We start from the raw sequence: 23,221 nt of genomic DNA on the forward strand, positions 1-23,221 counted from the left end.
AAAAGCAATTACGCAGTTCGTTTAGTACACAAGGCCGTCGGATGGCGGGAGCCCGCGCGTTATGGGCAGCCAACGGCATGAAGAAAGAACAGATGGGCAAGCCCATTATCGCTATCGTCAATTCGTTCACGCAGTTTGTGCCGGGACATGTGCACCTGCATGAAATCGGTCAGTTGGTGAAGGCTGAGATTGAAAAGCTGGGATGCTTCGCTGCGGAATTCAATACAATCGCCATCGACGACGGCATCGCCATGGGGCACGATGGAATGCTTTACTCGCTTCCTTCGCGCGACATCATTGCCGATAGTGTAGAATATATGGTCAACGCACATAAGGCGGACGCGATGGTGTGTATCAGCAACTGCGATAAGATCACTCCGGGAATGTTGATGGCATCCATGCGCCTGAATATCCCTACCGTATTTGTATCGGGCGGACCGATGGAAGCGGGAGAGTGGAACGGCCAGCACCTCGACTTGATTGACGCCATGATTAAATCCGCCGACCGGAGCGTAAGTGACGAAGAAGTGGCCAATATCGAGCAGAACGCCTGTCCTACCTGCGGATGTTGTTCCGGCATGTTCACCGCCAACTCCATGAACTGCCTGAATGAAGCTATCGGACTGGCTCTTCCCGGAAACGGAACCATCGTAGCTACTCACGAAAATCGTACGCAACTCTTCAAAGATGCTGCCAAGCTGATTGTAGAGAATGCAATGAAATATTATAATGAGGGAGACGAAAGTGTACTCCCTCGCAGCATCGCTACCCGCGAGGCCTTCCTGAATGCAATGACACTCGATATCGCGATGGGCGGTTCCACCAATACGGTGCTCCATCTGCTGGCTATTGCCCACGAAGCGGAAGTGGATTTTAAGATGGATGATATTGACATGCTTTCCCGCAAAACTCCCTGCCTCTGCAAGGTAGCTCCGAATACACAGAAATACCATATCCAAGATGTAAACCGTGCCGGTGGTATTATCGCTATTATGCACGAACTGGCAAAAGCCGGACTTGTTGATACGTCTGTTCGCCGCGTAGACGGAATGTCCCTGGCGGAAGCTATCAACGAAAACTCAATCACCAGCCCGAATGTCAGCGAGAAAGCCATCAAGAAATATTCGAGCGCAGCCGCCAACAAATTCAACCTTGTACTCGGCTCACAGGGCATGTACTATAAGGAATTGGACAAAGATCGTGCGGCCGGATGCATCCGCGACCTGGAACACGCTTACAGCAGGGACGGCGGACTGGCAGTGCTGAAAGGCAACATCGCCCAAGATGGTTGTGTAGTAAAGACAGCAGGCGTAGACGAAAGTATTTGGAAGTTTACCGGCCCTGCCAAAGTTTTTGATTCGCAAGAAGCAGCTTGTGAAGGCATCCTCGGCGGTCGAGTCGTCAGTGGCGACGTCGTCGTCATCACGCACGAAGGTCCGAAGGGTGGTCCGGGTATGCAGGAAATGCTTTATCCTACCTCTTATATAAAATCCCGCCATCTCGGGAAAGAATGTGCCTTGATTACCGACGGACGTTTCAGCGGTGGAACTTCCGGCTTGAGTATCGGACATATTTCGCCCGAAGCGGCAGCAGGGGGTAATATCGGAAAGATTGTTGATGGAGATATTATTGAAATCGATATTCCCGCCCGGACGATTAACGTGCGATTAACGGATGAAGAACTGGCTGCCCGCCCGATGGCACCTGTCACTCGCGACCGTTACGTGCCGAAGAGTCTGAGGGCATATGCCAGTATGGTCAGTTCCGCCGATAAGGGAGCAGTGAGAATAATCGATTGATACACATCTTTCAATATCAAAAAAAGAATGAGTAAAGACTTAATAACAGGTGCAGAGGCGTTGATGCGCTCCTTGGAACATCAGGGAGTAAACACCATCTTCGGATACCCCGGTGGTTCTATCATGCCGGTGTTTGATGCCTTATTTGACCATAAGGATACATTGAACCACATCTTGGTTCGTCACGAACAGGGAGCTGCCCATGCGGCACAAGGTTATGCCCGCGTATCGGGTGAAGTAGGTGTTTGTCTGGTTACAAGCGGCCCCGGTGCTACCAATACGATTACAGGTATTGCGGACGCAATGATAGACAGTACGCCTATCGTGGTGATTGCCGGACAAGTAGGAACTGCTTTCCTCGGAACGGATGCGTTTCAGGAAGTCGATTTGGTAGGTATCACGCAGCCAATCGCTAAATGGAGTTATCAGATTCGTCGGGCGGAAGATGTAGCCTGGGCTGTAGCGCGTGCGTTCTATATTGCCCGTAGTGGTCGTCCTGGCCCGGTAGTGCTGGATTTTGCCAAGAATGCGCAAGTGGAGAAAACGAAATACGAACCGACGAAACTGGACTTTATCCGCAGCTACGTCCCCGTGCCCGATACGGACGAGGACGCTGTAAAAGCGGCTGCCGAACTGATAAATAATGCCGAACGTCCGCTTGTACTGGTGGGACAGGGCGTTGAGTTGGGTAATGCGCAAAGCGAATTGCGTGCTTTCATCGAAAAGGCGGACATGCCTGCGGGTTGCACATTGCTCGGTCTTTCGGCTTTGCCGACGGAACACCCATTGAATAAGGGGATGTTGGGGATGCACGGCAACTTGGGGCCGAACATCAACACCAACAAATGCGATGTCCTGATTGCTGTCGGCATGCGTTTCGATGATCGTGTGACAGGCAACCTCGCTACCTATGCCAAACAGGCAAAAGTAATCCACTTCGACATTGACCCTGCGGAAGTAAACAAGAATGTGAAAGTAGATGTGGCCGTCTTGGGAGACTGCAAGCATACATTGGCATCCGTAACGGAACTTCTGAAGAAGAACACCCATACTGAATGGATAGACAGTTTCAAGGAATATGAGAAAGTTGAAGAAGAGAAAGTAATACGCCCCGAACTTCATCCTGCCACGGATTCTCTGAGCATGGGCGAAGTGGCACGTGCAGTAAGTGACGCAACCCGCCACGAAGCTGTCCTGGTGACGGACGTAGGTCAAAACCAAATGATTTCCGCACGCTACTTTAAATATACGAAAGAACGCAGCATCATCACTTCCGGCGGACTCGGAACCATGGGCTTCGGTCTTCCTGCCGCTATCGGTGCAACTTTCGGCGCACCGGAACGTACCGTATGCGCATTTATGGGCGATGGCGGACTCCAGATGAATATCCAGGAGTTGGGAACTATTATGGAACGGAAAGCTCCGGTGAAAATTATCTGCTTGAACAACAACTTCCTCGGCAATGTACGCCAATGGCAAGCCATGTTCTTCAACCGCCGCTATTCATTTACGCCGATGTTGAACCCGGACTACATGAAAATAGCTTCGGCCTATGACATTCCTTCCAAACGTGTCTTCACCCGGGAAGAACTGAAGGAGGCCATCGAGGAAATGCTGGCTACGGACGGCCCGTTCCTGCTTGAAGCCTGCGTGGTGGAAGAGGGCAATGTCTTGCCGATGACTCCCCCGGGTGGCTCGGTAAATCAAATGTTGCTGGAGTGCTAGGAGAAATAGAGAGTTGGGAACGGAGAGTTGAGAGTTCGCATTTAAAATTTAGAGTTATGAGTGATAAGACATTATATACCATCATTGTTCATTCGGAGAATATCGCCGGATTGCTGAATCAGGTAACGGCTGTATTTACCCGTCGGCAGATAAATATTGAAAGCCTGAATGTATCCGCGTCGTCAATCAAAGGCGTACATAAATATACCATCACGGCTTGGACGGATAAGGATACGATAGAGAAGGTGGTGAAGCAGATAGAGAAGAAGATTGACGTTATCCAGGCTCACTACTTTACGGAAGATGAAATTTACTTCCATGAGATTGCCTTATATAAGGTATCTACCCCTGAGTTTCAAGAGACACCGGAAGCATCCAAAGTGATACGCAGGTATAACGCTCGCGTGGTAGAGGTGAATCCTGTATTCTCCATTGTCGAGAAGAACGGCATGAGTGAGGACATTACTTCACTTTATGGTGAACTGAAGGCTTTGAATTGTGTTCTGCAGTTTGTGCGTTCGGGACGCGTGGCTATCACTACCAGTTGCTTCGAACGGGTGAACGAGTTTCTCGACGGGCGGGAAGCCGGCTATAACCAAAGTAAAAAACAACAGGAATAATGAGCGAATCAAATAAAATAGGAACTTATAAGTTTGTTGCGGAACCGTTCCACGTCGACTTCAACGGACGCCTGACAATGGGCGTATTGGGCAACCATCTGCTGAATTGCGCAGGTTTCCATGCCAATGACCGTGGCTTCGGCATTGCGACGCTGAACGAGGATAATTACACCTGGGTGCTTTCCCGCCTAGCTATTGAACTGGACGAAATGCCTTACCAATATGAAGACTTCTCGGTTCAGACGTGGGTGGAGAACGTGTATCGCCTGTTCACCGACCGTAACTTTGCCGTTATCGACAAAGACGGCAAAAAGATAGGCTACGCCCGTTCGGTATGGGCTATGATTAACCTGAATACCCGCAAGCCCGCGGACTTGTTGACGCTGCACGGTGGAAGCATCGTAGACTATGTGTGCGATGAACCTTGTCCGATAGACAAGCCCTCTCGCATCAAGGTGACCAGTGACAAGCCGTTGGCTACGCTGACGGCAAAATACAGCGATATCGACATCAACGGTCATGTGAACAGTATCCGCTACATAGAACATATCCTCGATTTGTTCCCGATAGAACTGTATAAGACCAAGCGTATCCACCGTTTTGAAATGGCGTATGTGGCGGAAAGTTATTTCGGAGATGAGCTCTCGTTCTTCTGTGACGAAGCCAATGAGAACGAGTTTCATGTCGAAGTGAAGAAGAATGGCAGTGAGGTAGTCTGCCGCTCGAAAGTAATATTTGAATAAATAGGATATAGAATCAATTAATAACGGATGGCATAAGCCATCAAAACTAAAAACAAAAAAGAAAATGGCACAGTTGAATTTTGGCGGAACTATTGAAACAGTAGTAATCCGTGACGAATTTCCATTAGAAAAAGCTCGTGAAGTATTGAAAAATGAAACAATTGCTGTAATCGGTTATGGTGTGCAGGGCCCGGGGCAGGCACTGAACTTGCGTGATAACGGTTTCAATGTAATCGTTGGACAGCGTGAAGGAAAAACATACGATAAGGCAGTAGCAGACGGATGGGTTCCGGGTGAAACGTTGTTCGGAATCGAAGAAGCTTGCGAGAAAGGTACTATCGTTATGTGCCTGTTGTCTGACGCGGCAGTAATGTCTGTTTGGCCTACTATCAAGCCTTACCTGACTGCCGGAAAAGCTCTTTATTTCTCTCACGGTTTTGCTATCACCTGGAACGACCGTACAGGCGTAGTTCCTCCTGCTGATATCGACGTTATCATGGTTGCTCCTAAAGGTTCGGGTACTTCTTTGCGTACCATGTTTCTTGAAGGCCGTGGCTTGAACTCTTCTTACGCTATCTATCAGGATGCTACGGGCAAGGCTTACGAAAAGACAATCGCACTGGGTATCGGTATCGGTTCAGGCTATCTGTTTGAAACTACTTTCCAACGTGAAGCTACTTCTGACCTGACAGGCGAACGCGGTTCATTGATGGGGGCTATTCAGGGGCTGTTGCTGGCACAGTATGAAGTATTGCGTGAAAACGGTCATTCTCCTTCCGAAGCTTTCAACGAAACTGTAGAAGAGCTGACTCAGTCATTGATGCCGCTTTTCGCAAAGAACGGTATGGACTGGATGTATGCAAACTGCTCTACTACTGCCCAACGTGGTGCTCTCGACTGGATGGGGCCTTTCCACGACGCTATCAAGCCGGTAGTTGAAAAGTTGTACCACAGTGTTAAGACTGGTAACGAAGCCCAGATTTCTATCGACTCCAACTCTAAGCCGGATTATCGTGAGAAACTGGAAGTGGAACTGAAAGAACTTCGCGAAAGCGAAATGTGGCAGACTGCTGTTACAGTACGCAAACTTCGTCCTGAGAATAATTAATCCGACTGGATTATACAAGTTTTATAAGAGGGGAGAACTTTGGGTTCTCCCTTTTCTTTTACCCGATAATGAGCTGTTAATCTGTATTCTAGGGAAATAAAAGTTTTTTGGGAAAATATATGGCGGTTATAGGCGAAAAATGTAAGTTTATGTTTATCTTTGCGATATCAAACTGAAACAAATGATACCGTATGAGAAGTGTTTTGTTTATTTTTTAACTTTAGCCTGCATTCGCAGCATATTTTTGGATAGTTGTGTGATGATAAGTTTGGTTGATTAAAGATACTGATTATTCCAAGCCGGTAGACGGTTGTATTATTCCCTTTATAGTTTGATTTTTTCGGAACTCCATTGAAGAAAGATTCATGTGGATACTGATGATGGACTCTTTCGATATACATATGTTTTAATTTGCCGTAGCGGTAAATTGATGAGATAGAAATAATAGTACCTAAAATAATAAAATATTGTTTGTTTTGTTTGTGTTAATAAGGAATTTGGTTTCGTGAGAAAGTGGATTCTTAACCACTGAAAAGAGGATTAATAAGTTAATCCTCTTTTTTAATGAACGACATCAGTCTTTTGTAGAAAGGATGCTTGGTCAGAGTGGTTGCATCTCCCAGTATGACGAGCTTCATTCGTGCCCGGGTGATAGCCACGTTCATTCTTCGCAGGTCGTTCAGAAATCCTATCTGCCCTTCCTCATTGGCGCGGACAAGACTGATGAAAATGACATCCCGCTCCTGCCCTTGAAAGCCATCTACCGTATTCACGGTGATGAGGCTGCGGAAAGGGCGCAGGAAACTGCTTCCTTTGATTTTGCTTCTCAGATATTGCACCTGTGCCTTATAAGGTGAAATCAGCCCGAAATCAATCCGCTCTTCCAATATCCGTTCCTTGCCGATTCGGTTGATATACGCTTCCAGTTCCTGTAAGAGTAGGTTTGCTTCCTCTTTGTTGATACGTCCGAAACTCTCGCCCACAAACTCTTCGTGGAAATCCATTTCCGAGGTATCTATCCAATTCATCGGTGTATCGAAATCTAGGATTCCCCTGTAGCGTACTTCGGGAGCTGCTTCCAGTTCACCGTGGTAGAACCAGTCGGAAGGGAACTGCATGATGGATTCGTGCATTCTGTATTGTACTTTCAGCAATGAGACGGCAGACGGTTTTTGTTGGACTACCTTTTCCATTAAGGTGCGTTCCAGTCCGCCGCGGGCAGCTTCTATGCATTTGATGGTAGGCGGAAGCTGGCAATGGTCGCCCGCGAGGATGACCCGGTCGGCTTTGCGGATGGCAATCCAGCAGGCAGCTTCGAGTGCCTGGGCGGCTTCGTCTATAAATAAGGTGGGAAACCGCCGTCCGTTGAGCAGGCGATGGTTGCTGCTCACCAAAGTAGAAGCAATCACGCGGGCACTGTCGAAAAGGTCGGCATTGATGAGTATCTCCAGTTCCGTGGCGCGGTCACGCAGGCGGCTCATGCGGTTGCGCATACCTTCCCGTTCGGCGTAGTTTCCCCGGCGCATCCGGCCGTTCATTTCGCGGATAGACTTACGGATGCCCCATAACTCAGGATAAACCGGATGACTCTCGAACCGTCGTTCGTAAGTGGAAGACAACATTTTGTCGTTTACCCGCGTGGGATTGCCGATGCGGAGCACCGCCACACCCCGGTCTACCAGTTTCTCGCAAATCCAGTCGACGGCGGTATTACTCTGCGCGCAGACAAGCACCTGCGGTTCCCGGTGCAACGTTTCATAAATGGCTTCGACAAGCGTCGTCGTCTTTCCGGTTCCCGGCGGGCCGTGGACAATGGAGACGTCACGTGTGCAGAGCACCTTGTTGACAGCCGTTTCCTGCGTACTGTTCAGCCACGGGAAGCGTACCGGATATAGCTCACGAAATCCGGGCTTCTGTGTTCCGAGCAATGTGTCGCGCAGTTCTGCCAACCGGTTGCCTTTGGCACGGATTACATCTTCCAACGCTTCGAACATAGCCCGATAAGACGTCTCGTCGAAATAAAGCTGTACGCCAAGCAGTATATTGGGAGTTTGCAGCTCCGCCAAAGCCCCCGCTCCGGGCAGCACGACCACCATTCGCTCTTCATCCGCGTAACTGACGGTAGCGACGAAGTTCATGTACTTCATTTTCCCCTCAAGCGACTGATGGAAAAAGCAGACGGGACGCCCGAACTCAAAAGAGTGCTCTATTTCTTTATTTTCGGTACGTGTAATATCTATTACAAGCTGATTCAGAGAATTGTAGTAACTTCGACCGGGAGAGACGGGATGCCAGCACAGACCGCGTTTCACTTTCCGGGCAATACCCATCGTTTCGGTCTGCCGCTTGAATTCCTCTTTCTCGTATTCGTACTCCATCCGTAGAAGGAGCTGTTGTTGCTGAAGGTCGGCTGTCGGACTTTTCGGATTATTATTCATAATAGAGGCAAAGGTAACAAATCTTCTCCCTGGGTCGAAAAAATATTTCATTTTGTTAAACATTACTCGAACGATGTTCGTTATTTTAATAGATAGACTAAAAAAATAAAAAGCGATATGGTATATGATGTGACTATGTTGGAAGCCTTCTACGCTGCTTATAAAGGAAAGCTGGAACACGTGCGGGCTGTATTGAAACGTCCTTTGACGTTGGCCGAGAAAATCTTGTATGCTCATCTTTATGATGTGGCTGATGTGAAAGACTACAAACGGGGAGAGGACTATGTGAATTTCCGCCCTGACCGGGTGGCAATGCAGGACGCTACCGCCCAAATGGCTCTGCTTCAATTCATGAACTCCGGCAAAGATCGGGCGGCCGTGCCTTCAACGGTGCACTGCGACCACTTGATACAAGCCTACAAAGGAGCGAAGGAAGACATCGCCACGGCGCGAATGACTAACGAAGAAGTGTACGACTTTCTTCGCGATGTATCTTCCCGCTACGGTATCGGCTTTTGGAAACCGGGAGCCGGCATTATCCACCAGGTGGTACTCGAAAACTATGCATTTCCCGGCGGAATGATGGTGGGAACGGATTCTCACACTCCCAATGCGGGCGGTCTGGGCATGGTGGCTATCGGTGTCGGTGGCGCGGATGCCGTGGACGTGATGACAGGCATGGAATGGGAACTGAAAATGCCGAAGATTATCGGTGTTCGTCTGACCGGAAAACTGAACGGCTGGGCATCTCCGAAAGATGTCATCTTGAAACTCGCCGGCATCCTCACCGTGAAGGGCGGAACGAATGCCATCATTGAATATTTCGGTTCTGGCACCGAATCTCTTTCTGCCACCGGAAAGGCAACCATCTGTAATATGGGTGCCGAGGTAGGGGCTACCACCTCGCTTTTCCCGTTTGACAGGCGCATGGTTACCTATTTGAGGGCTACCGGAAGGGAATGTGTAGTCGATTGGGCAGAATCCGTTGGCGCCGACCTGCGGGCGGACGAAGTAGTGACGGATGAGCCTGCGAAATATTACGACCGTGTCATCGAAATCGACCTGTCGGAACTCGAACCTTATATCAACGGTCCTTTCACGCCGGACGCCGCCACTCCTATCTCTGAATTTGCGGAGAAAGTGTTGTTGAACGGTTATCCCCGCAAGATGGAAGTCGGGCTTATCGGTTCGTGCACCAACTCTTCTTATCAGGATTTGAGCCGTGCCGCTTCTCTGGCCAAACAAGTTGCCGAAAAGAACCTGAGTGTAGCTGCCCCTCTGATTGTGAATCCGGGTTCGGAACAGATTCGCGCCACTGCCGAGAGGGATGGAATGATTGGTGCTTTTGAACAGATAGGAGCTACTATCATGGCGAACGCCTGCGGACCGTGTATCGGCCAGTGGAAACGTGAGACGGACGACCCGACACGGAAGAACTCCATCGTTACCTCTTTCAACCGTAACTTTGCGAAACGTGCTGACGGCAATCCCAACACCTACGCTTTCGTCGCTTCTCCCGAACTGACTATGGCGCTGACTATCGCGGGTGACTTGTGCTTCAATCCTTTGAAAGACAGACTCGTGAACCACGACGGCGAAAAGGTGAAACTGGCGGAACCTGTCGGGGACGAACTTCCTTTGAAGGGTTTTGCGCAAGGAAACGAGGGCTATATCGCCCCGCATGGAGCGAGAACGGAAATCAAGGTGAAACCGGACTCCCAACGTCTCCAGTTGCTGACTCCTTTCCCGGCTTGGGACGGCCAGGACTTGTTGAATATGCCGTTGTTAATCAAAGCGCAAGGCAAATGCACTACCGACCATATTTCTATGGCGGGACCGTGGCTTCGTTTCCGCGGACATTTGGAGAATATCTCCGACAATATGCTGATGGGAGCTGTCAATGCTTTCAACGGAGAAACGAACAAGGTTTGGAACCGTTCGACAAATACATACGGAACAGTATCCGGCACGGCGAAGATGTACAAGTCCCAGGGGATTCCCTCTATCGTTGTTGCCGAAGAGAATTACGGTGAAGGCTCCAGCCGCGAGCATGCCGCTATGGAACCGCGTTTTCTGAATGTCCGTGTGATTCTCGCCAAGAGTTTCGCCCGTATTCATGAAACGAACTTGAAGAAACAAGGAATGCTTGCCCTGACATTTGTCGATAAGGCCGATTACGATAGGATTCGTGAGCACGACGTCCTTTCCGTACTTGGGTTGGTGCACTTTGCGCCGGGACGGAACCTGACCGTCGTCCTTCATCACGATGACGGGACGAAAGAGAGTTTTGAAGTGCAACATACATACAATGAACAGCAGATTGCCTGGTTTCGCGCCGGTTCTGCCTTAAACGCAAGATAACTAAACGCCAGATAAAAAGATGAGCAAAATAACCATGAAAGCAGATGGTACGCTGCTGGTGCCCGATGTACCTATCGTACCTTATATTACCGGAGACGGAGTGGGAGCCGAAGTGACTCCTTCCATGCAGGCTGTGGTGGACGCGGCCGTTCGGAAAGCTTACGGCGGCAAGCGTCGCATCGAATGGAAAGAAGTGCTGGCGGGCGAACGTGCCTTCAACGAGACAGGTTCGTGGTTACCGGACGAAACGATGAAAACCTTTCAGGAATATCTGGTAGGTATCAAAGGTCCGTTGACAACTCCTGTCGGGGGCGGCATCCGTTCGCTGAATGTAGCCTTGCGGCAGACGCTCGATTTATATGTGTGCCTTCGCCCCGTCCGCTGGTATCAGGGAGTACAGTCGCCGGTGAAAGCTCCCGAGAAAGTGAATATGTGCGTGTTCCGAGAAAATACGGAAGATATTTATGCAGGAATCGAGTGGGAAGCAGGCACTCCGGAAGCTGAGAAGTTCTACAAATTCCTGAAAGACGAAATGGGCGTGACAAAAGTCCGTTTTCCGGAAACGTCCTCTTTCGGTGTGAAACCCGTATCAAAGGAAGGTACAGAACGTCTTGTACGTGCCGCCTGCCAGTATGCACTCGACCATCATCTTCCTTCCGTGACATTGGTACACAAGGGAAATATCATGAAATTCACCGAAGGTGGTTTCAAAAAATGGGGATATGAACTGGCACAGCGCGAATTTGGAGATGCCTTGGCAGATGGAAGACTGGTGATAAAGGATTGCATTGCCGACGCTTTCCTGCAAAACACGCTCCTAATTCCCGAAGAATACTCCGTGATAGCGACTTTGAACCTGAATGGCGACTACGTTTCCGACCAACTGGCGGCTATGGTAGGCGGCATCGGCATCGCTCCGGGAGCGAACATCAACTACAATACAGGTCACGCCATCTTTGAAGCCACTCACGGAACTGCTCCGAACATCGCGGGAAAAGATGTGGTGAACCCTTGCTCCATCATTCTTTCGGCAGTGATGATGCTCGAGTATTTTGACTGGAAAGAAGCGGCAACTCTGATTGAAAAAGCCTTGGAACAAAGTTTCCTGGAAGCCCGCGCTACACATGATTTGGCTCGTTTTATGCCGAATGGAACCTCTCTTCCGACTTCCGCCTTCACACGCGAAATAGTGGAACGGATTGAAAAATAACAGCAACGAATAAATACCAAGAAAGATGAAGAAAGAATATTTGATTTACAAGCTCTCCGAAGATATGAAGGAAGCTACCCGGATTGACAATGAATTGTTCCCCAAGTTTGACGTGAAGCGCGGACTGCGTAATGAAGACGGTACAGGTGTATTGGTCGGTTTGACTAAAATCGGTAATGTGGTAGGTTACGAGCGTATTTCGGGCGGCGGACTGAAACCCATACCGGGCAAATTGTTCTATCGCGGCTATGACGTGGAAGATATCTCGCACGCCATCATCAAGGAGAAACGTTTCGGTTTTGAAGAAGTGGCTTACCTGCTGCTCTCCGGTCGTCTGCCGGACAAGGAAGAACTGCTTTCTTTCCGTGAACTGATTAACGACAATATGCCGTTGGAACAGAAGACAAAAATGAATATTATCGAACTGGAAGGCAATAATATCATGAATATCCTTTCGCGCAGCGTACTCGAAATGTACCGTTTCGACGCGAATGCGGACGACACCTCGCGTGACAACCTGATGCGCCAGAGTATTGATCTTATCTCGAAATTCCCGACCATCATTGCTTATGCTTATAACATGCTTCGCCATGCCACTTTCGGACGTTCTCTGCATATCCGCCACCCGCAGGAAAAGCTGTCTATTGCCGAAAACTTCCTGTATATGCTGAAAAAGGACTACACCGAACTGGATGCCCGCACCCTCGACCTGTTGTTGATTCTTCAGGCAGAGCACGGTGGTGGTAACAACTCAACCTTCACCGTCCGCGTCACTTCCTCCACCGGAACGGATACTTATTCGGCTATCGCCGCAGGTATCGGTTCACTGAAAGGCCCGCTCCATGGTGGCGCGAATATCCAGGTTGCCGATATGTTCCAGCACTTGAAAGAAAACATCAAGGACTGGACTAGCGTAGACGAAATAGATACTTATTTCACTCGTATGCTCAACAAGGAAGTGTACAACAAGACCGGGCTCATCTACGGTATTGGTCATGCCGTCTACACCATTTCCGACCCTCGTGCGCTCTTGTTGAAAGAACTTGCCCGTGACCTTGCCCGCGAGAAAGGCAGAGAGAGCGAATTTGCTTTTCTCGAACTGTTGGAAGAACGTGCTATCGCTACTTTCGGCCGTGTCAAGAACAACGGAAAGACCGTCTCCAGCAACATCGACTTCTACTCGGGTTTCGTCTATGAAATGATTGGGCTACCTCAGGAGATTTTCACCCCTCTGTTCGCAATGGCACGTATTGTAGGCTGGTGTGCGCACCGCAATGAAGAACTGACTTTCGACGGCAAGCGTATCATCCGTCCCGCTTACAAGAATGTTCTTGATGATTTGGCTTATATTCCGATTAAGAAACGCTGATAAGGACAAATCCTTTTATTGAATATATTGTAGAGTACTCCCCGAATGTATATTCCGGAAATTTCCGGAATATACATTCGGGGAGTACTTATTCAAGACAATTTTTTAACATTTAACGGTTGCAATGTCGTTTGCATTTGATGTAGTGCAGTTATGAGTAGAAAAAGGCGTTTTTCCATACAATGAATGGCGTTTTAACTCGCTGAAACTTATTAAAGAAAACTGTTCATATATAATGGAGTTTTTAATTTAAGAAGTTTTGTGCTGTAAATTGTCCTATTTTTGTTACTTTTGCATATCGCAAAAGAATTTCTATATGACTACGACTGCTTTTAATCTGTTTTTGGGCATAATGAGCCTGATAGCTTTATTTGTTTTTATTGCCCTTTACTTTGTGAAAGCTGGATACGGCATTTTTCGTACGGCATCGTGGGGAGCGGCTATATCCAACAAATTAGCCTGGGTGCTGATGGAAGCTCCCGTCTTTCTAGTGATGTGTGCCATGTGGATATATTCCGACCGCCGTTTTGAACCGGTGATATTGACTTTCTTTTTGTTTTTCCAGATACATTATTTTCAGCGCGCCTTCATTTTTCCTTTGTTGCTGACCGGAAAAAGCAAAATGCCGGTGGCAATCATGTCGATGGGAATTCTTTTTAACCTGCTGAATGGCTATATGCAAGGCGAATGGATATTCTATTTGGCTCCCGAAACGATGTATCAGCCCGAATGGTTTACGTCTCCATGGTTTATTGTAGGTACATTGTTGTTTTTCACAGGCATGCTGGTAAACTGGCATTCGGATTATGTCATCCGCCACTTGCGCAAACCGGGAGATACAGGGCATTATCTGCCGCAAAAAGGAATGTACCGCTATGTCACGTCCGCCAATTATTTCGGTGAAATAATAGAATGGGCGGGTTGGGCAATACTCACTTGCTCTCTCTCCGGATTTGTCTTTCTTTGGTGGACGATTGCTAATCTTGTTCCGCGCGCCCACGCGCTTTGGTGTCGTTATCGCGAAGAATTCGGTGACGCGGTGGGAGAGAAGAAACGGGTGTTCCCTTTTCTTTATTAGGAATGAATTATTAATAATGAATGTTTTCGTAAATTAAATAAGACTTGAATAAATTTCAATTACTATGAAATCCAAACTTTTTACTCCGGTCACTTTTGGTCCTTTAACGCTGCGGAACCGGACGATTCGTTCGGCAGCCTTCGAGAGTATGTGTCCGGGGAACAATCCTTCACAAATGTTATTGGATTACCACCGCTCGGTAGCTGCGGGCGGGGTAGGTATGACGACAGTGGCTTATGCTGCTGTGACACAAAGCGGACTTTCTTTCGACCGTCAGTTATGGCTGCGTCCGTCTATCATCGCGCGTTTACATGAATTGACGAAAGCAGTGCATGACGAAGGTGCTGCAGTAGGCATACAGATAGGGCATTGCGGGAATATGTCCCATAAGAATATTTGTGGTGTCACCCCTGTATCCGCTTCTTCGGGATTCAATCTTTATTCTCCTACATTTGTTCGCGGATTGAAAAAAGAAGAGTTGCCGGAACTGGCACAAGCCTATGGAAATGCAGTCAACTTGGCACGGGAAGCCGGATTCGACGCTGTTGAGGTGCATGCTGGACATGGCTATCTGATTAGTCAGTTTCTGTCTCCTTACACAAATCATCGGAAAGACGAATTCGGTGGCTCGCTGGAGAACCGGATGCGGTTTATGGAACTGGTGATGGAAGAAGTAATGAAAGCGGCAGGCAGCGATATGGCTGTTTTTGTCAAAATGAATATGCGTGACGGCTTCAAAGGTGGAATGGAAATAGAAGAATCCATACAAGTGGCGAAACGTTTGTTGGAACTTGGTGCCCATGGCTTGGTGTTAAGCGGTGGTTTTGTAAGCAAGGCACCGATGTATGTGATGCGGGGGGCGATGCCTGTCCGTTCAATGTCTTACTACATGGACTGCTGGTGGCTGAAGTACGGAGTGCGGATATTCGGGAAGTGGATGATTCCGTCCGTGCCTTTCAAAGAAGCGTATTTCCTCGAAGATGCGTTGAAATTCCGTGAAGCCCTTCCGGGCGCTCCGTTGATTTATGTCGGCGGTCTTGTCTCCCGTCCGAAAATAGACGAAGTGCTGGATGCAGGCTTTGATGCTGTGCAGATGGCTCGCGCTTTACTCAACGAACCGGGATTCGTCAACCGGATGGCGCAGGAAGAGCAGGCGCGTTGCAACTGCGGGCACAGTAATTATTGCATAGGACGTATGTATACGATAGAGATGGCTTGCCATCAACATTTGAAAGAACCACTACCTTCCTGCTTGCAGAAGGAGATCGAAAAACTTGAAAAGTAATGAATGAAGTGAAATGGGCAATCATCACCGGAGCTGATGGCGGTATGGGTACAGAAATAACCCGTGCTGTGGCCAAAGCTGGTTATCGGGTAATAATGGCTTGTTATAACCACCGGAAGGCGGAGACTGTCCGGCAACGGCTAATTGAAGAAACGGGAAATCCGAATTTGGAAGTGATAGCGGTTGATTTATCTTCCATGAAATCTGTCGTTTCTTTTGCCGGGCAGATTTTAGAACGCAACCTTCCTGTCTCCCTATTGATGAACAATGCCGGAACAATGGAAACGGGATTTTCTATTACGAGCGACGGGTTTGAACGGACGGTCAGCGTAAATTACGTGGCTCCTTACTTGTTGACGCGTAAATTAATCCCGGCTATGGTGCGTGGAGCACGTATCGTAAATATGGTTTCGTGCACGTATGCAATCGGGAGACTCGATTTTCCTGATTTCCTGCATAGGGGAAAGCAGGGGCAGTTCTGGAGAATACCTGTTTACAGCAATACGAAATTGGCTTTATTACTGTTTACTTTCGAACTTGCCGAACAACTTCGCGGGAAAGGAATCACTGTCAATGCCGCTGATCCGGGAATCGTCTCTACCGATATCATCACGATGCACAAGTGGTTCGACCCCTTGACGGATATATTTTTCCGTCCTTTTATCCGTAAGCCCGCGAAAGGGGCTTCTACGGCAATTGGGCTGTTGTTGGACGAGAAGGAAGCCGGTGTGACGGGACAACTCTATGTCAATAATCATCGGAAAATCTTATCTGACAAATACATAAACCATGTGCAGAGAGAGCAGTTGTGGGAAATAACGGAGCGTTCGTTAGCGCAATGGTTTGAGTAGAAAGAAGAAACGGTGGATAATCTGTTTTCCAGTTATCCACCGTTTCTTTTTTATGGTTGAATGAAACCTCTTTCTCTTAGATTGAAAGTTCTTTCAGTACATTCACAAGATCTCTCTTTATCGGCTTGTCGTTTTTGATAGCTTTGCTGAACGGTACATAAACGATTTCGTCATGTTCGATACCAATCATTACGTTACGCTGGTCTTCCATAATCGCGTCAATAGCTGCCGCACCTAGGCGGCTTGCCAAAATACGGTCATGAGCAGTAGGGCTACCGCCACGCTGCAAGTGTCCGAGGATGGTCACACGCACATCATATTGAGGATATTCGTTTTTGACACGTTCCGCATAATGCATGGCGCCACCTGTCAGTTCGCTTTCGGCTACCAGCACGATACTGCTATTCTTTGATTTGCGGAACCCGTTCTTGATAAATTCTTCCAGTTGGTCGACTTCCGTGCTGAACTCAGGAATAATAGCAGCTTCGGCTCCCGAAGCAATTGCTCCGTTCAGCGCGAGGAAACCGGCATCACGTCCCATTACTTCCACAAAGAACAAACGTTCGTGCGAAGTGGCTGTGTCGCGAATCTTATCTACTGCGTCCAAAATCGTATTCAGTGCTGTGTCGTAACCGATAGTTGTATCTGTTCCGTAAAGGTCATTGTCAATTGTTCCCGGCAGTCCAATACATGGAACATCGAATTCTTGCGCGAAGATGCGAGCACCTGTCAACGAACCGTCACCACCGATGATGACCAGGGCGTCAATGCCTTCTTTCTTCATGTTATCATAAGCAAGTTGGCGTCCTTCAGGAGTGGTGAACTCCTTGCAGCGGGCTGTTTTCAGAATAGTTCCCCCCAGTTGGATGATGTTACTTACGTTTTGGCTTTTGAATTCTTTGATTTCGCCTGTCACCAGACCTTTGTAGCCTCTATATATACCTTTAACTTGTAGTCCGTTATAGATAGCCGCACGTGTCACTGCACGTATAGCTGCGTTCATTCCCGGCGCATCACCGCCGGAAGTTAAAATTCCGATACACTTTACTGTTCCCATAACACAATCTTTTCATTAATTAGTTTGACGTGGCAAATGTACAATAAAAAGTTGAAAGCAATGTTTATGAAGTTTTTTTTCGCATGACGAAAACATTAAAAATGTTCAAATAGCTGTTCTTTGCTTTCTTTTTATTCTTATCTGTTTCTCTGCTGTTATTCTTTTATGAAATAGGCAGTTGTTTTTATATAAGTGCCTGAATGTGACTGTATATCTTTTCCATCAGCCATTTAGGAGTTGAAGTAGCCCCGCACACACCAATTGATTGTACATTTTGGAGCAAAGAAACGTCTATCTCCTTCTCGTTGTCTATTAAATGTGAATTAGGATTCACTTTCAGACACTCTTCAAACAACATCTTTCCGTTCGAACTCTTTTTCCCGCTGACGAAAAATATCAAATCATGCGTAGCCGCAAACTCCCTGAGCTTGGGCATGCGGTTGGCAACCTGGCGGCAAATCGTGTCGTAATACTCGAAAGTCGCGTCCGGTGAGATATGCTTTTTAATGTATTCTACAATTTCCTGGAATTCGTCGAGCGACTTGGTTGTCTGCGAGAAAAGCCGGATATTCTTGCTTAAATCCAGTTTCTTCGCTTCCTCGGCTTTTTCGATGACAATCGCTTTTCCGTCTGTCTGTCCCACTAGTCCCAACACTTCTGCGTGACCGGTTTTGCCGTATATGACAATTTGTTTTTCTTGATTTCCGTCTTGTAGAAACTCTTGCTTGATACGTTTTTGCAAACGTAATACTACCGGGCAGGTAGCATCTATTATCTCTATATTATTTTCGCGGGCAATCATGTAAGTTTCAGGTGGTTCCCCGTGTGCTCTGAGCAGAACCTTGGCGTTTCGCAACTGCTTGAACTCTTCACGGTTGATGGTAATTAATCCCATCGTTTTCAGCCTGTCCACTTCCCGGCTATTGTGCACTATATCTCCAAGACAATAAAGCGTTTCTCCTTTTGCCAACTCTTCTTCTGCTTTGTGGATGGCAGTCACTACCCCGAAACAGAAACCCGAATCCTCATCTATCTCTACTTTAATCATATAGAAAGCTACTTATACCATATTGAATAATATCACTTATACTATAAGGATATCACTTATATTATAAAGAATATCCTTCAAGCCATGAAGGGAAGCTATTTGCCTACTTTGTTAAAGTTCTCGAACAACCATTCTTTCTGCTGCTCGATTGTCAAATTCGTATTATCCAGCAAAAGAGCATCTTTGGCTTTGCGCAGCGGGCTTACGTCGCGATTTTGGTCAATGTAATCCCGTTGCTTTACATTCTCCAATATTTCGTCGAAACTGGCCTCCTGGCCTTTTGCTTTCAACTCTTCATAACGGCGCTGTGCGCGGATTTCCGGTGTGGCGGTAACGAATATCTTCAATTCTGCATTCGGAAAAACGGTAGTCCCGATGTCTCTGCCGTCCATCACGATTCCTTTTTCCTTTCCCATTGCCTGCTGTTGAGCTACCATTGCCTCACGTACAAAGTTGAGCGCACTGATAGGGCTAACCTTCGATGAAACTTCCATCGTACGGATTTTGTTTTCCACATTCATGCCGTTGAGGTAGGTGTCCGGACGCCCTGTTTCCGGATTCAAGCGGAAAGAAATATGAATATTCTTGATTTCATTTCTCAGTTTTTCGACATCGATAACATCACCGTCGAAAATCCCGTTCTCTATACCATATAAGGTAACCGCGCGATACATGGCTCCGCTGTCAATGTAAATGTATCCTATTTCACGGGCAAGATCCTTGGCCATGGTGCTTTTTCCGCAAGAGGAAAAACCGTCGACTGCTATTACTATCTTTTTCATATTCAGTTCATCTAATTTGTCCGCCAAAGATACGTTTATTTTTAAAGACAGACCGAACGTTCGGTCTAAAAAAGAGTGAAGTAAGTACGAAAGAATTAAAAAAGTTAAAAAGCCGGATAAAAAGACAGGAAGAAACAGGCGGTTAACTGAAAATGTACTATATTTGCCCAAAGATACATAGGAAGACACTTTTTTTTATTAATCATTATATTAATTATTTTTATGGAAGTTAAAAAATCACCCAAAGCAGACCTGGAAGGCAAGAAGTCTACATGGTTGCTCGTTGGTTACGTGGTAGTGTTAGCTTTCATGTTCGTGGCGTTCGAATGGACCCAGCGTGACGTGAAAATTGATACAAGCCAGGCAGTAGCTGACGTTGTGTTTGAAGAGGAAATCATTCCTATTACCGAGACCCCCGAACAACAAGCTCCACCACCACCCGAAGCTCCGAAAGTGGCTGAATTATTGGAGATTGTCGACGATAAAGCCGAAATTGATGAAACAACAACCATTATCAATGAAGATAATGCTGCTCCGGTAGAGGTAAAATATGTACCGGTACAGGTTGTTGAAGAAGAGCCGGAAGAACAAACGATCTTCGAAGTTGTAGAAAATATGCCGGACTTCCCGGGCGGACAGGCAGCTTTGATGCAGTATCTGGCTAAGAATATCAAATACCCGACTATAGCACAGGAAAACGGAACTCAAGGACGTGTTATCGTACAGTTCGTTGTTAACAAGGACGGTAGTATCGTAGATGCGAAAGTTGTACGTAGCGTTGACCCGTATTTGGATAAAGAAGCCCTCCGTGTGATAAATACCATGCCGAAGTGGAAACCTGGTATGCAGCGCGGTAAACCGGTACGTGTTAAATTTACAGTTCCTGTAATGTTCAGGCTGCAGTAATTTGTAATACAATAATTTAAGAGGCTGCCGTAAGCAGCCTCTTTTTCATTCATTAATATTTTTCATCCATCATGTTCACAGCTTCTCAATTACTTGATAAAATAAACAGTCATATTTCTGAAATTCAGTTTACCCGGACACCGGAAGGGCTCTATGAACCGATTGAGTATATCCTTTCTCTAGGGGGGAAGCGGATACGTCCTGTATTAATGTTGATGGCGTATAATCTGTATCGTGAGGATGTCGCATCTATCTACGATCCTGCTATTGCTATCGAGGTTTACCATAACCATACATTACTGCATGATGACTTGATGGACCGTTCGGAGGTACGCAGAGGGAAACCGACTGTGCACAAAGTTTGGAATGATAATACTGCCGTGCTTTCGGGCGATGCTATGTTGATTTTGGCATTTCGGTACATGACAGCGTGCCCAGCGGAATATTTGAAAGAAGTGATGGAACTGTTCAGTCTGACCACACTTGAAATTTGTGAAGGACAGCAACTGGATATGGAATTTGAATCTCGCTGTGATGTCACAGAAGATGAATATATCGAAATGATTCGTCTGAAAACAGCCGTATTGCTGGCAGGTAGTCTTAAAATCGGTGCTATTTTGGCAGGAGCAACTGCTGAAGATGCCGAGAACCTGTATAATTTCGGAATGCAGATAGGAATCGCATTCCAGTTGCAGGATGATTTGTTGGACGTTTATGGAGATCCGGAAGTGTTCGGTAAGAAAATAGGCGGTGACATTCTTTGCAACAAAAAAACGTATATGCTTATCAAAGCGCTGAACCGTGCGGACGAAAAGCAAAAAGAAGAACTGGACTGTTGGCTGAATGCTGAAACTTATCAGCCTGCTGAGAAAATAGCAGCAGTGACGGAACTGTATAATCAACTGGATATTCGTAATGTCTGCGAAAACAAGATGCGCGAGTATTATACACTTGCCATGGAAAGTCTTTCGGCAGTAGCAGTGGCAGAGGATCGAAAAAAAGAATTAAAGAACTTGGTGAAATTATTGATGTATCGTGAAATGTAGCTAAGCTCTTGAAAATATGCCATACAGACGACTACCAAATACAGACCAGGCGAGGGTTCGGGCGCTGAAAATAGCGGTTGAAAAGGGAGAACTGTATAATGTACGTGACCTGGCAATTACGCTGAAGACATTGTTCGAAGCGCGTAATTTTCTGCAAAGGTTTGAAGCGGCGCAGATTTATTATACACAATGCTATGATAATCAGTCGCGGGCGAGCAGGAGACATCAGGCAAATGTGAAAACCGCCCGACTGTATATTTCTCATTTCATCCAGGTACTCAACTTGGCTGTGCTCCGTGATGAAATAAAAGTGGCACATAAAGAATTGTACGGTCTGCCTAATGCGAGTACGGTACCGGATTTGCTGAGTGAAGCCGCATTGGTGGAGTGGGGGAAAAAGATTATTGAAGGTGAACAGCGGAGGACATCTCAGGGTGGTATACCTATTTATAATCCTACTATTGCACGTGTGAAAGTGCATTACGATATCTTTCTAGATAGCTATGAGCGGCAGAAGAATTATCAGGCATTGACAAGTCGGAGCCTTGACGAACTGGCTTCCATGCGCGACCGTGCCGATGAATTAATATTGGATATTTGGAATCAGGTTGAAGCTAAATATCAGGACATCACTCCCAATGAGGTCAGACTGGAAAAATGCCGTGATTACGGTCTGGTATATTACTATCGTTCCAGTGAAAAAGTAAAAGAAAAAAACGAAATATCATGCTGATAGATACTCACTCTCATCTCTTTTTAGAAGAATTTTCCGAAGATTTGTCACAAGTAATTGAACGTGCACGTGAAGCCGGTGTTTCATATATTTTTATGCCGAATATTGATAGTACGACGATTAATCCGATGTTATCTGTATGTGCTGGCTATCCGGGCTATTGTTTCCCGATGATTGGGCTGCATCCCACTTCTGTTAATGAAACATATGAACAGGAATTGGCCGTTGTGCATGAGCAGTTGGCGGGAACCAATCGGTATGTTGCTATTGGTGAAATCGGTCTTGATCTTTACTGGGATAAGACCTTTTTGAAAGAACAACTGTTGGTCTTTCAAAGGCAGATTGAGTGGGCGCTCGAATATCGGTTGCCGATTGTTATTCATTCAAGGGATGCGTTCGAGTATATATATAAGGTAATGGAACCCTATAAAAACACTCCGCTCACCGGTATTTTTCATAGTTTTACCGGGACAGTGGAAGAAGCCGAGAAATTACTGGAATTCGAAGGATTTATGCTGGGGGTTAACGGTGTAGTTACTTTTAAGAAATCTGCTCTGCCGGAGACACTGCTGACAGTTCCTTTGGAACGTATTGTGCTCGAAACCGACTCTCCCTATTTAACTCCGGTTCCGAACCGTGGCAAGCGAAATGAAAGCGCGAATGTGAAGGATACTCTTGCAAAAGTAGCGGAAATTTATCGAATGCCCTTTGAATACGTGTCTCAGGTCACTTCAGAAAATGCACTAAAAGTGTTTGGAATCCGCAAATAAGGTTCGAAAGGTTTTAAATTATATTAATTTGCAGTATTTATTCAAGATAAAAAAGGGATAATGCTTCAAGAAAAGAAAAAAAAGGATACATTTGTAGCTGAAAATGCGGAAAACTCATAAGGAGAGATGCTCGAGTGGTTGAAGAGGCACGCCTGGAAAGCGTGTATACGCCTAAAGCGTATCCGGGGTTCGAATCCCCGTCTCTCCGCAGAATTGAAAACAGGACGAGAAGTAAAAACAATAATAATAATCAATTAATTAATCTTAAAAATTAGACACACAATGAAAAAGT

At 46.8% G+C, this 23,221-nt stretch carries 19 protein-coding genes and 1 tRNA gene; 16 read left to right on the forward strand and 4 right to left on the reverse strand.

All coding sequences use genetic code 11. The features are described 5' to 3' along the window. From ilvD to ilvC, 5 genes are all read left to right on the forward strand, one after another. Nucleotides 1–1,799 (forward strand): dihydroxy-acid dehydratase (gene ilvD, locus RDN93_RS17980; RefSeq protein WP_308746766.1); only part of this gene is annotated, 1,799 nt, incomplete at its 5' end. A 27-nt stretch (nucleotides 1,800–1,826) separates the two neighbouring features. Beyond that, complete coding sequence (ilvB, locus tag RDN93_RS17985; RefSeq protein WP_308746767.1) at nucleotides 1,827–3,524, forward strand: biosynthetic-type acetolactate synthase large subunit; 1,698 nt, start codon at nucleotides 1,827–1,829, stop codon at nucleotides 3,522–3,524. 56 nt (nucleotides 3,525–3,580) lie between these two features. Beyond that, entirely contained in the window at nucleotides 3,581–4,144 is a 564-nt protein-coding gene (ilvN, locus tag RDN93_RS17990; protein WP_308746768.1) for an acetolactate synthase small subunit, read from the forward strand. Continuing rightward, nucleotides 4,144–4,887 (forward strand): acyl-ACP thioesterase domain-containing protein, encoded by a 744-nt coding sequence (locus tag RDN93_RS17995; RefSeq protein ID WP_308746769.1) that lies wholly within the window; start codon nucleotides 4,144–4,146, stop codon nucleotides 4,885–4,887. The genes ilvN and RDN93_RS17995 overlap by 1 nt, the downstream gene beginning before the upstream one ends. Before the next feature lie 64 nt (nucleotides 4,888–4,951). Beyond that, nucleotides 4,952–5,995, forward strand: coding sequence for a ketol-acid reductoisomerase (gene ilvC, locus RDN93_RS18000; RefSeq protein ID WP_308746770.1), 1,044 nt, complete (start codon nucleotides 4,952–4,954; stop codon nucleotides 5,993–5,995). Nucleotides 5,996–6,543: 548 nt separating this feature from the next. Here the strand turns inward: ilvC and RDN93_RS18005 are convergent. Then, complete coding sequence (locus RDN93_RS18005; protein ID WP_308746771.1) at nucleotides 6,544–8,484, reverse strand: AAA domain-containing protein; 1,941 nt, start codon at nucleotides 8,482–8,484, stop codon at nucleotides 6,544–6,546. 66 nt (nucleotides 8,485–8,550) lie between these two features. On the opposite strand from RDN93_RS18005, the gene RDN93_RS18010 reads away from it, so the two are divergent. From RDN93_RS18010 to RDN93_RS18035, 6 genes are all read left to right on the forward strand, one after another. Continuing rightward, nucleotides 8,551–10,794, forward strand: a complete 2,244-nt coding sequence (locus RDN93_RS18010) for an aconitate hydratase (RefSeq protein WP_308746772.1) — start codon at nucleotides 8,551–8,553, stop codon at nucleotides 10,792–10,794. Between the two features lie 19 nt (nucleotides 10,795–10,813). Next, nucleotides 10,814–12,004 (forward strand): NADP-dependent isocitrate dehydrogenase, encoded by a 1,191-nt coding sequence (gene icd / locus RDN93_RS18015; RefSeq protein WP_308746773.1) that lies wholly within the window; start codon nucleotides 10,814–10,816, stop codon nucleotides 12,002–12,004. Nucleotides 12,005–12,029: 25 nt separating this feature from the next. Then, nucleotides 12,030–13,373, forward strand: coding sequence for a citrate/2-methylcitrate synthase (locus RDN93_RS18020; protein ID WP_308746774.1), 1,344 nt, complete (start codon nucleotides 12,030–12,032; stop codon nucleotides 13,371–13,373). Nucleotides 13,374–13,689: 316 nt separating this feature from the next. Next, entirely contained in the window at nucleotides 13,690–14,451 is a 762-nt protein-coding gene (locus RDN93_RS18025; protein WP_308746775.1) for a DUF1295 domain-containing protein, read from the forward strand. A 64-nt stretch (nucleotides 14,452–14,515) separates the two neighbouring features. Then, nucleotides 14,516–15,736 (forward strand): NADH:flavin oxidoreductase, encoded by a 1,221-nt coding sequence (locus tag RDN93_RS18030; protein ID WP_308746776.1) that lies wholly within the window; start codon nucleotides 14,516–14,518, stop codon nucleotides 15,734–15,736. Next, on the forward strand, nucleotides 15,736–16,587 hold the full coding sequence (locus RDN93_RS18035; protein WP_308746777.1) for an SDR family oxidoreductase: 852 nt from the start codon (nucleotides 15,736–15,738) through the stop codon (nucleotides 16,585–16,587). Before RDN93_RS18030 ends, RDN93_RS18035 begins: the two co-directional genes overlap by 1 nt. A gap of 76 nt (nucleotides 16,588–16,663) precedes the next feature. On the opposite strand, the gene pfkA is transcribed toward RDN93_RS18035, so the two are convergent. The 3 genes from pfkA to cmk all read right to left on the reverse strand — a co-directional run bounded on the left by pfkA (nucleotide 16,664) and on the right by cmk (nucleotide 19,474). Further along, complete coding sequence (gene pfkA, locus RDN93_RS18040; RefSeq protein ID WP_308746778.1) at nucleotides 16,664–17,644, reverse strand: 6-phosphofructokinase; 981 nt, start codon at nucleotides 17,642–17,644, stop codon at nucleotides 16,664–16,666. Nucleotides 17,645–17,828: 184 nt separating this feature from the next. Further along, on the reverse strand, nucleotides 17,829–18,692 hold the full coding sequence (locus tag RDN93_RS18045) for a 4-hydroxy-3-methylbut-2-enyl diphosphate reductase (RefSeq protein WP_308746779.1): 864 nt from the start codon (nucleotides 18,690–18,692) through the stop codon (nucleotides 17,829–17,831). A 95-nt stretch (nucleotides 18,693–18,787) separates the two neighbouring features. Next, entirely contained in the window at nucleotides 18,788–19,474 is a 687-nt protein-coding gene (gene cmk / locus RDN93_RS18050) for a (d)CMP kinase (RefSeq protein ID WP_308746780.1), read from the reverse strand. A gap of 222 nt (nucleotides 19,475–19,696) precedes the next feature. Here cmk and RDN93_RS18055 point away from each other — a divergent pair, with 222 nt between their 5' ends. From RDN93_RS18055 to RDN93_RS18075, 5 genes are all read left to right on the forward strand, one after another. Next, the gene (locus RDN93_RS18055; protein WP_022136555.1) at nucleotides 19,697–20,380 is read left to right on the forward strand and encodes an energy transducer TonB; all 684 of its coding nucleotides are present in this window, start codon (nucleotides 19,697–19,699) and stop codon (nucleotides 20,378–20,380) included. 71 nt (nucleotides 20,381–20,451) lie between these two features. Further along, a complete protein-coding gene (locus RDN93_RS18060; protein ID WP_308746781.1) occupies nucleotides 20,452–21,426 on the forward strand; it encodes a polyprenyl synthetase family protein in 975 nt (324 codons plus the stop codon). Between the two features lie 16 nt (nucleotides 21,427–21,442). Next, the gene (locus RDN93_RS18065) at nucleotides 21,443–22,159 is read left to right on the forward strand and encodes a hypothetical protein (protein WP_308746782.1); all 717 of its coding nucleotides are present in this window, start codon (nucleotides 21,443–21,445) and stop codon (nucleotides 22,157–22,159) included. After that, nucleotides 22,153–22,929 carry a TatD family hydrolase gene (locus RDN93_RS18070; RefSeq protein ID WP_308746783.1) on the forward strand — a complete coding sequence of 259 codons (777 nt, stop codon included), beginning with the start codon at nucleotides 22,153–22,155 and terminating at the stop codon, nucleotides 22,927–22,929. The genes RDN93_RS18065 and RDN93_RS18070 overlap by 7 nt, the downstream gene beginning before the upstream one ends. A 120-nt stretch (nucleotides 22,930–23,049) precedes the next feature. After that, a tRNA-Ser gene (locus RDN93_RS18075) sits at nucleotides 23,050–23,137 on the forward strand. The last annotated feature ends 84 nt before the right edge of the window (nucleotides 23,138–23,221 follow it).

This window comes from uncultured Bacteroides sp. (assembly GCF_902491285.1).
Classification (GTDB): Bacteria; Bacteroidota; Bacteroidia; order Bacteroidales; family Bacteroidaceae; genus Bacteroides.

Coding starts and splice junctions, on each gene's coding strand:
- ilvN (WP_308746768.1), top strand. CDS start 3,581: ATGAGTGATAAGACATTATATACCATCATTGTTCATTCGGAGAATATC.
- RDN93_RS18070 (WP_308746783.1), top strand. CDS start 22,153: ATGCTGATAGATACTCACTCTCATCTCTTTTTAGAAGAATTTTCCGAA.
- RDN93_RS18030 (WP_308746776.1), top strand. CDS start 14,516: ATGAAATCCAAACTTTTTACTCCGGTCACTTTTGGTCCTTTAACGCTG.
- RDN93_RS18035 (WP_308746777.1), top strand. CDS start 15,736: ATGAATGAAGTGAAATGGGCAATCATCACCGGAGCTGATGGCGGTATG.
- cmk (WP_308746780.1), bottom strand. CDS start 19,474: ATGAAAAAGATAGTAATAGCAGTCGACGGTTTTTCCTCTTGCGGAAAA.
- RDN93_RS18010 (WP_308746772.1), top strand. CDS start 8,551: ATGGTATATGATGTGACTATGTTGGAAGCCTTCTACGCTGCTTATAAA.
- icd (WP_308746773.1), top strand. CDS start 10,814: ATGAGCAAAATAACCATGAAAGCAGATGGTACGCTGCTGGTGCCCGAT.
- RDN93_RS18005 (WP_308746771.1), bottom strand. CDS start 8,484: ATGAAATATTTTTTCGACCCAGGGAGAAGATTTGTTACCTTTGCCTCT.
- RDN93_RS18020 (WP_308746774.1), top strand. CDS start 12,030: ATGAAGAAAGAATATTTGATTTACAAGCTCTCCGAAGATATGAAGGAA.
- RDN93_RS18025 (WP_308746775.1), top strand. CDS start 13,690: ATGACTACGACTGCTTTTAATCTGTTTTTGGGCATAATGAGCCTGATA.
- RDN93_RS18045 (WP_308746779.1), bottom strand. CDS start 18,692: ATGATTAAAGTAGAGATAGATGAGGATTCGGGTTTCTGTTTCGGGGTA.
- ilvC (WP_308746770.1), top strand. CDS start 4,952: ATGGCACAGTTGAATTTTGGCGGAACTATTGAAACAGTAGTAATCCGT.
- RDN93_RS18060 (WP_308746781.1), top strand. CDS start 20,452: ATGTTCACAGCTTCTCAATTACTTGATAAAATAAACAGTCATATTTCT.
- RDN93_RS17995 (WP_308746769.1), top strand. CDS start 4,144: ATGAGCGAATCAAATAAAATAGGAACTTATAAGTTTGTTGCGGAACCG.
- RDN93_RS18065 (WP_308746782.1), top strand. CDS start 21,443: ATGCCATACAGACGACTACCAAATACAGACCAGGCGAGGGTTCGGGCG.
- RDN93_RS18055 (WP_022136555.1), top strand. CDS start 19,697: ATGGAAGTTAAAAAATCACCCAAAGCAGACCTGGAAGGCAAGAAGTCT.
- pfkA (WP_308746778.1), bottom strand. CDS start 17,644: ATGGGAACAGTAAAGTGTATCGGAATTTTAACTTCCGGCGGTGATGCG.
- ilvB (WP_308746767.1), top strand. CDS start 1,827: ATGAGTAAAGACTTAATAACAGGTGCAGAGGCGTTGATGCGCTCCTTG.